An 8397-nucleotide genomic window follows, 5' to 3' on the forward strand; every position below is an offset into this window, starting at 1 on the left:
CTCCCTTATGCAGATAATTTTTGTTCGGCGTTCCACATGGCCGCATACTTTCCGCCTTTAGCCAGCAATTCATCGTGAGTACCGGCTTCAGCAATCTTTCCGTCAGATACCACAAGGATTTGATCTGCATTTTTGACGATGGAAAGGGTATGAGCAATCATTACCACAGTCTTTTTCTCTTTCAGAAGATTGTCTATGGCCTGCTTAACTGCCAGCTCGTTCTCGATGTCAAGGGATGCTGTTGCCTCATCCAAAAGCAGGATCGGGCTATTTTTCAGAATAGCGCGGGCGATTGAAATTCTCTGGCGCTCACCGCCAGAGAGAAGGTTTCCGTTTTCGCCGGTCGGCGTATCGTATCCCTTTTCCATCTTGCGGATGAAGCCGTCACAATTAGCCTCCCGGCAGGCAGCCTCGATTTCCTCGTCCGTGGCGTTGGGGCGGGCGTGCCGGATGTTCTCACGAATGGTATCATCAAAGAGAAATACATCCTGGTCTACCATAGAGATTTGTTCCAGCACGCGCTCGGCAGCCACATGGTTGATTGGTTTGCCTCCGATGAAAATAGTTCCCCCATTCGTCTCGTAGTATTTTGCAATCAGGTTCAGAATGGTGGATTTACCGGAACCGGAGTCCCCGACAATGGCCGTGAGCTTCTGGTCTGGCACCGTAAAGGTGGCGTGTTTCAGCACCGGCTCTCCAGGTACATACGAGAAGTCCACATTGTCGAAGGTGATTTCATGTGTGGCAGTATGAAGCGGCTCCATACTGCCGGTTTCCTCTGGTTCTTCAATAATGTCTACAACTTTTTCTTTGGAGATTTTCAAGTTTTTGTAACTCATCAGGCCACGGGAGATGGAGTCCGAAAGTTTTGCAAGCAGCATGGGCAGCATACAAATCAACAAATAGGAAATCGGGTCCAGTTTTCCGGACAGCATAGGGATAGAAGCCGCCCATATCATTACAGGTAGTCCGATCCACAGAAAGATACATTGTATTGCATTTGTCGGAATACCATGTTTCTCATAGTTGTAGCTCACATCACTGAAATGTTTTAGAGTAGATGTTACCGTCTCATTTTTTGTTCCGCCAATACCATAGGCTCGAAAGGTCTGAATGCCCGTGGCATATTCCACAATACTGCTGACCGTTTCGGCGCTGACGGCATTTTTCTCTGTACCATACTTGCGGACAACCCGAAAAGAGAGCCAAAGGAACGGAATTAAAACCAATTCGACGCAGGCAAGGATGATGCCTCCCGGCAGCCAGATACAGCCCACAAAAATAATCATCATGGTACAAAAGGTGATGTGCTTAACAATGTCCCCGACCGTATGGGTGAGGATTTTTTCATAGTTGTTGACATCGCTGGTAACGATGTTGATGTATTGTCCAGTCTGGCCTTGCGTAAATCTGGACAGAGGTATGCGCTTTATTTTATCTCCCAGGAATAGCCGGGTACGGTTGCTGACCGCTGCACCACCGATCTGACTTTGTGTATAACCAACGCTGTAAATCACAATACGCAGAATGAAAATGCCGCCTAAAAACAGAGAAAGCCGGAGCAGAGAGGGCGAGTTGATTGTACCATTCCACAGTATTTTCATTGCTTCATAAAGGAGCAGAAAGTTAAAACCGGACAGCATACCTTCCACAACATTTAGAACCATACCAAGATAAAACCGGCTATTTTTCTTTAATGGCTTTTCACGCATGATCTGCACCTCCTTCCAACTGATAAGTAATATTGCGGGCCGTTTCATAGTCTGTCCATGCCTGATTGTAATAAGCATTATCCTGCCGGACTTCATCATGTGTTCCTACACTTGTAATCGTGTGATTTTCGACAACGGCTACCCGATTGCACATTTTCAAGGCCCCCAAACGGTGAGCAACAACGATTACCGTCTTGCCTTTGCACAGGTTTTCAATAGCCTTATCAATCTCCACCTGATTTTCGGGGTCTGCAGCACTTGTAGCCTCGTCTAAAATCAGAATAGGTGCATTTTTCAAGATAGCACGCGCTATTGCAATCCGCTGCTTTTCGCCGCCGGAGAAGCGGGAACCGAAACTCCCCACCTTCGTATCGTAACCGTCTGGTAAAGACATGATAAAATCATCAATCTGAGCTTCTTTTGCGGCAGCCCGCACTTCTTCCAGAGTGGCATTGCTGCCCATACGGATATTTTCAAACACGCTGTCACGGGTAAGAAAGGTCTTTTGGAATACAATCGCTATATTCTGCAAAAGTGTTTCGTAGTTGATCTCCTTGACATTCTTACCGCCTATCAGTACCTCGCCTTCCTGCACATCGTAAAAACGGGAAATCAATTCAATCACAGTGCTTTTTCCTGCGCCAGAGCGACCTACCAGAGCCATACGCTCTCCATTTTTGACTTTTAGATTACAATGTTCCAGAACATTTACCTTACCATCGTAAGAAAACCGTACATTCCGCAGTTCAATGTCATGTGCCTGGGGAAAATCACTGCCACCCTCATAAATCGGCAGCTCTAAAATTTCCTCTGTTTTTGTAACCGCCTTAAGTACCTGCGCCATATTGCTGGATATTTCCTGCAAAGGACGGATCTCCGTCAGGTACATAGAACCGACAAAAGCAAACAACAGGAATACACTGGCTGTAATGGAACCATTCAGGAAAAACATACCGCCCAGCGGCACCAGCAACAGCATCCCGCACTCAATCACAACGATAAAAGAAGCGTAAAATGGCCCCATCCGTTTAGACATTTCATTCCAAACATCATTTTCCTCTTTTACAGCAGCAGAAAATTTCTGAAAAGATTTACTTCCCATGTTATAGGCTTTTATCAGCTTCATACCGCTGATATACTCCACCATTACGGAGTTCAGATTAGCAACAGATTGGTTGGCACGCCCCATCATGCTGGATGCTCCCATAAACATCCCGCACATGACGAATAGCGCCAATATCAAAGGCACCAGCGATACCAATGCCAAAGGCACATTGACAGTCAGAAGGTAAATAAACACCACCACCGGCCCTATAAGGTAACAGATCAATTCAGGCACATTGTGGGCCAGAAACAGTTCCAGCTTTTCAATGTCCTCATTCAGAACCGTTTTAATCTCGCCGGTGCTGCGTTCATTCAGCGCACCAAGAGGTACTTTTGCCATGTGGTCGATCACCATACAGCGCACCTTCAGCAATGCACGATAGGCCCCTTTGTGAGATGCCACACCAGATGCACCAAACAATAAAAACCGGATAACGATACCGCCAGCGATTATGCCAGCATCCCGAATAACAAATTCTGTGGTACAGGTTCCTGTATAGACAGCACTCATCAGACTGTAAATCCCGTAATAAGGGATCATGGTACAAATTCCACTGAAAAAGGATAGGATGACCGCCAGATACATCCAATATTTTTCTTTTCCAGCCCATTGGAGCAAGAGCCTGATTGAACTGCTCTTTTTCTCCTTCTGCATAAACTCACTCCTTTCATATCCATTCAACGGCTATATAGAAAATAGCTTTTTTAGATTTTCTTCATTATCCGGAACCAACGGAAGATCATCGCACTGCTCTCCGTGGTCAATATGAAGAACGCGGGAACAGGTACGGCAGACAAATTCATAATCGTGGGTTACGACAAAAATTACTTTCCCCATAGCAGAAAGCTTTTGGATCAGCAACGCAACCTGCTCCATACTATCGAAATCCAAACCGCTTGTGGGTTCATCAAATACCAAAAGCTCTTTTCCACAAATCATGCTGACAGCAACCGCCACCCTCTGCTTTTGTCCCCCGCTGAGTGTGTTCGGATGATGGGTGCGATAGGGTAATAAGCCCAGGCTATCCATTGTTGTTTCAATTAGCGATTTGTCTGGATTGCGGATACCAAAGGAGCATTCCGCTTCTACACTATCAGCAAATAATTCAAAGTTGACATCTTGCATGACCATATAGGAACGGCGCAACCTTTCTTTCCTGTCTTGTGCTTTTTTATTCCACAGGAATTGTCCACTGGCTTCTTTATGCAGTCCGCACAGAGTACGGGAAAGAGTTGTCTTTCCTGCACCGTTATGGCCGACAACACCGATGACTTCTCCAATTCCTGCTGAAAGGTTGATATGTTCCACAATGGCCTGTTTCTTATAATACAAGCCCACATCCTGCAATTTCAGGATTTTGTTCTCTGTCGCGCCTGGCCTTGTGAATTGCGGATGTACTTCATGGAGATCCACAGCCCGGAGTCCCATGCGTTTCCGCTCGTCTTTTTCAATAGCCCTGAATTGCTCTGGCGTATAAATCCCGGCGATTTGCCCCTGCTCCATGTAGACAATGCGATCCGCAACATCCATCAAATAATAGAGTCGATGTTCCGCGATTAAAATTGTCTTTCCCTGTTGCTTGACAAGTTTCAGATGCTTTCGTAAATCTTGTATGGCATCCATATCCAGATTAGAGGATGGCTCGTCCAGCAAGTAAACGTCCGGGTTCATAGCATAAACTGAGGCGAACGCGACTTTCTGCTTTTCTCCGCCGGACAATGCATGTAGGGAACGATTACGCAGTGACTGGATTTCTAAATCCGCCGCTGTGGTTTCTACTCTTTGGCGCAATTCCTCCGTTGGCATTCCTTGATTTTCAAGGCCAAACGCAATTTCGCTGTCACTGTCAGTATTGAAAAATTGTGTGCGCGGGTTTTGGAATACGCTTCCTACCTTTTCTGATATTTCATACATAGTCAGGTCAGCAATATCTTTGCCATCAATCACAACCTGGCCTGTTAATTCTCCGTCATAAAATCGGGGGATGAGTCCGTTTACAAGTCGAGTGATTGTTGTTTTTCCGCAGCCGCTTCGCCCGCACAGCAGGATGCACTCTCCATTTTTGACAGTCAGGTTAATATTCCGCAAACCGCCTTGCTCCCGTCTCTCGTATGAGAAAGTTATGTTTTTCAGTTCAATCATTCAAAACACCTCCCCGTAGAATTGCCCCACAAGAAACATGGCAAGGAAGGCAAGGACAACTATGAGGTCGGCTATGCCAAAGCCAATCCTTACATACGAAGTCCTTTGTGTGGGATTTTCAATTCCTCTTGTTACAGATGCGACCGTCAATTCATCTGCTGTTTTGGATGCAGCCATCATCAGCGGAACATAGATACACTCGATTGTCATAGCCGGATGTAATATAAAATTTTTGAGATTAGGTGATACATCCCGCATCCGCATAGCGTCTTTGATAAAATGCCAGTCCTCCCGAATTGTAGGTACATAGCGCAGCATGACCGCAACAGGAATTACAATCTTCTGTGAAATATGGCTTCGGTTCATGGCAGAGAGAAATTCCCCCACTTTTGTCGTTGAAATGATAATGCCGGACAAAATGCCACAAGGATAAACCTTATGAACCAGCCCCAGGAAAGCAATCAACATTACCTGTACATTGCCGGACGGCATCTGCAACACCGCCTGTGTCAACAAGTAGAAAACTCCATAGACAATAATCCCAATAATGGAGTAGCGTATTTTCCCACAGGCAGTTCCAAAGCAGGCTACCAGCGCAACGACAAGCATTTCATAAAGAAGGGACGGAGCCATCGTTGCCGACAGGACACATAAGAGCAACAGCAGAATTTTTGTGCGGGGGTCTATCCAAAGCCCCCTGCGTTTTTCCCCATTGCTCATGCGGTAATCCCCGCTTTTTCAAACTGCTTTTTGAGCAATTTCTTTCCTACAAGGCCGCTGATAATTCCCAGTATGATAGTTCCCAAAAGGATAACCGGCAACATTCCCGCAGGTGCAGAAGCAGTCATCATGTCAATGTATTCCTGCGAAGTTCCGTTGTTCAGCATTGTTTCAGCCCACGCAGCAGGATCGGCGAAATAAGCCAAAAATACACCGGCAGGCCCAAGGCAGAATAGAGAAAAAGAAGCAATATTCCACTTGATGTTTCGATAACTTTTAGCACCTGCGACGATTTCAGCTACGATGCCCATGACGACATATCCCAAATCCATTGCCCAGTGCATTCCGAGTACATACCAGATAATACCATTGATAATGCCCAAAACGACAATACCACCACGCTTTGGTACTTTTGCTACCATCAGAAGATACACAGGTCCGCAGAGCAGGGCAATCCCAAACGGCTGATAGAAAGTAAGCGCAGGGTTTGGAGCAAACGGAAGGGAGCCGATAAGCTCAAACACGAAAAATAGTGCAGTAAAAATACCAATAGTTACAAGGTCCTTGACTGTAAGACCTTTCTTGTTCAGATACGATGATTGCACAGACATATCCAAATCCTCCTTTTCAGAGAAGCGTTGCCTTGACGCTCCCCATTTCTTATGTTATATTTAGGTTAGGAGCTGCTAACCACAAATCAAAGATACTCTATTCACATCCTTCTTACAATAGCTTGGAAGGATGTTTGCGTTATCAAGATATAAGTTTGCGCTATCGTGGCAAAGGAGCGAAATGCGTTATGAAGAATAAGATTGAAGATTTTTATGTAACACAATTTGCGGAACGGGGTTTTACACCGGCTCCGAATAGTCTGGACTATTGTGAGGTCGGAACCACCTGGCAGCTAAATGACAAAATTGGGACAGGAACATTCTGGATTTATAACAGACAGGACCTTTTCGACATCAAAATCCACGACTTCTATCTCAACGAAGACACTATTCTGGATTTTAACTGGCCAGAGTGTTTAAGCATCATGCAGTTTGACTCTATCTCCGGTGAGGAATTATCCCCTTATCGCCGGTTAGAAGCTGGGAGTGTGAAAAGTTTTATTGGCGGCTATTCCACATACAAAGTTCTCATACATAAAAAAATTCCGATCCGTACTGTTGGAATTGAAATAATGCCTGCTTATTATGAGGATTACTTAAAAGAGCAGTATCCTGATGAATATGCAAATCCTCTCAAAGCATTTGAAGCCGTTGGACAGACAGCGGATTTTCCTGAAATGTCCCGCCTATTAAAACAAGTAGAGGCATACAAAGGCAGCGGCATTTCTGCGGGCTTGTTTTATGAAGGGAAAGTGGCCGAAGCTATCTCACTTATTGTAGAATGGAGCCGCTTACAACAGCAAAGAAAAGAAGTCCGAAAAAAACTATCCGTTCAGGATGTTCAGCAATTAGAAAACCTAACACTGTATCTCAACGATCACTGTATTCAGGATATTCCTTTAGAACAGATCGCGCGTATATCTTGCATGAGTGCCAGAAAACTTCAGACAGCTTTCAAAGAATATCATGGATGCACAATTACAGAATACATACAGCAACGGCGAATGAGTCAGGCAGAAACCCTTTTAGCGAAAACAGATTTATCTATTGGTCAAGTCGCACAAAGCGTTGGATATACAAGCGCGAGTAGATTCGCAGAGTTATTTCGGAAGAGTACGGGCTTATTGCCATTGGAGTATAGAAAAGTCTCACAACGAAAGTAGAAATGAGCGCCAGAGAACAATCTCTGGCGTTCACCCTATTATTGAATTATCAACTCGGATTGTATAATTTCCTCCGCTTGCGCTTTCATCATGTTCATCAGCCCACCCAGCGCATGGGGTCGAGGGCTTTCAGTTCCTCGGTGACGCCCGCCGTCTCCATCATGCGGGGTAGCATGGCGTCCATTCGCTTTAATTTCTAAAAATGATTAAACTTTCTATTTGAAAAGCCTTGCATTTCCACCCGTGGTGTGTAAGCTGTGACTCACACGAGGCACAAGCCCAAGCAGAAAAATGAAAGGTGGAAATGATAATGAAAACAGGAAAAATCACAGCGAAACTGAGAGACGCGGTTCCGGTTTGCCTTATGGTAAACGGCGAGGAAGTAAAACGATACAAGAATATTGAGCTGCCGGATATGCTCAAAGAGGTGGAAATGACCGACTTCCATTTCAACGTACACATGGACGGGAAGATCACCTTTGAAATCCACTATGAGGAAGGCGTACTGCCGGAGGTATTCCCGGAGGCCCGCACCAGAGTAAGCCGGGCGGCGAAGGCCGCAGCCAAAGCCGCCTCGCAGGAAAGCGCAGAGGTTATGGCTGTGGAGACTACCGAGCCGGAAACAGAGGCCGCACCGGAGGACAACCCGCAGGACGGTGAAATCCCGGCAAAAGATCCCAGCAGACTTGCAACGGAGGGAAATGAACCGGAAGGCATCAAGGCCGCCTATAATGTGACAGGTGTACGCCGCAAGCAGCTGGTGACAGCAGTAGGCGACTTCATTGGCGCAAAGCCGGAATATCTGAGAGCGCCGACATACGCTTCGAGGGCGTAAAATTTTCTGTGTCTATGGGAAAAATTCTTCTTTGATAAGAAACAGATATGTATAATTGCCTTGTCGGAACTTCTGCTTTTTGGCTGTCGAATTACTTATCTGTTTATAG

7 protein-coding genes and 1 pseudogene are annotated in these 8397 nt (G+C 45.7%); 2 read left to right on the forward strand and 6 right to left on the reverse strand.

Features of this window, described 5'->3' with window-relative positions; translation table 11 throughout:
- Positions 1-5: 5 nt before the first annotated feature.
- Genes B5F87_RS14960 through B5F87_RS14980 form a run of 5 tightly spaced genes read right to left on the reverse strand, consistent with a single transcriptional unit; the run spans position 6 to position 6290 of the window.
- Positions 6-1712 (reverse strand): ABC transporter ATP-binding protein, encoded by a 1707-nt coding sequence (locus B5F87_RS14960; RefSeq protein WP_087282418.1) that lies wholly within the window; start codon positions 1710-1712, stop codon positions 6-8.
- A complete protein-coding gene (locus tag B5F87_RS14965) occupies positions 1705-3471 on the reverse strand; it encodes an ABC transporter ATP-binding protein (protein WP_087282419.1) in 1767 nt (588 codons plus the stop codon). Before B5F87_RS14965 ends, B5F87_RS14960 begins: the two co-directional genes overlap by 8 nt.
- A gap of 30 nt (positions 3472-3501) precedes the next feature.
- Entirely contained in the window at positions 3502-4959 is a 1458-nt protein-coding gene (locus tag B5F87_RS14970; protein ID WP_087282421.1) for an ABC transporter ATP-binding protein, read from the reverse strand.
- Positions 4960-5679 (reverse strand): energy-coupling factor transporter transmembrane component T, encoded by a 720-nt coding sequence (locus B5F87_RS14975; protein ID WP_087282423.1) that lies wholly within the window; start codon positions 5677-5679, stop codon positions 4960-4962.
- Positions 5676-6290: an MptD family putative ECF transporter S component gene (locus tag B5F87_RS14980; RefSeq protein WP_087282425.1), complete on the reverse strand. Its 615-nt coding sequence runs from the start codon at positions 6288-6290 to the stop codon at positions 5676-5678. The genes B5F87_RS14975 and B5F87_RS14980 overlap by 4 nt, the downstream gene beginning before the upstream one ends.
- A gap of 188 nt (positions 6291-6478) precedes the next feature.
- On the opposite strand from B5F87_RS14980, the gene B5F87_RS14985 reads away from it, so the two are divergent.
- Entirely contained in the window at positions 6479-7453 is a 975-nt protein-coding gene (locus B5F87_RS14985; RefSeq protein ID WP_087282427.1) for an AraC family transcriptional regulator, read from the forward strand.
- A 38-nt stretch (positions 7454-7491) separates the two neighbouring features.
- Here B5F87_RS14985 and B5F87_RS21450 read toward each other — a convergent pair.
- Positions 7492-7643: pseudogene (locus tag B5F87_RS21450) on the reverse strand (TnpV protein); the annotation flags it as partial.
- A 120-nt stretch (positions 7644-7763) separates the two neighbouring features.
- Here B5F87_RS21450 and B5F87_RS14995 point away from each other — a divergent pair.
- On the forward strand, positions 7764-8288 hold the full coding sequence (locus B5F87_RS14995) for a hypothetical protein (RefSeq protein ID WP_087282430.1): 525 nt from the start codon (positions 7764-7766) through the stop codon (positions 8286-8288).
- Positions 8289-8397: the final 109 nt, after the last annotated feature.

The sequence above is a fragment of the Eubacterium sp. An3 genome, from assembly GCF_002159465.1.
Classification (GTDB): Bacteria; Bacillota; Clostridia; order Lachnospirales; family Lachnospiraceae; genus Anaerobutyricum; species Anaerobutyricum stercoris.

Bases quoted from the DNA above. Each gene is read 5' to 3' on its own strand.
- B5F87_RS14960 (WP_087282418.1), bottom strand. From the start codon at position 1,712: ATGCGTGAAAAGCCATTAAAGAAAAATAGCCGGTTTTATCTTGGTATG.
- B5F87_RS14965 (WP_087282419.1), bottom strand. From the start codon at position 3,471: ATGCAGAAGGAGAAAAAGAGCAGTTCAATCAGGCTCTTGCTCCAATGG.
- B5F87_RS14970 (WP_087282421.1), bottom strand. From the start codon at position 4,959: ATGATTGAACTGAAAAACATAACTTTCTCATACGAGAGACGGGAGCAA.
- B5F87_RS14975 (WP_087282423.1), bottom strand. From the start codon at position 5,679: ATGAGCAATGGGGAAAAACGCAGGGGGCTTTGGATAGACCCCCGCACA.
- B5F87_RS14980 (WP_087282425.1), bottom strand. From the start codon at position 6,290: ATGTCTGTGCAATCATCGTATCTGAACAAGAAAGGTCTTACAGTCAAG.
- B5F87_RS14985 (WP_087282427.1), top strand. From the start codon at position 6,479: ATGAAGAATAAGATTGAAGATTTTTATGTAACACAATTTGCGGAACGG.
- B5F87_RS14995 (WP_087282430.1), top strand. From the start codon at position 7,764: ATGAAAACAGGAAAAATCACAGCGAAACTGAGAGACGCGGTTCCGGTT.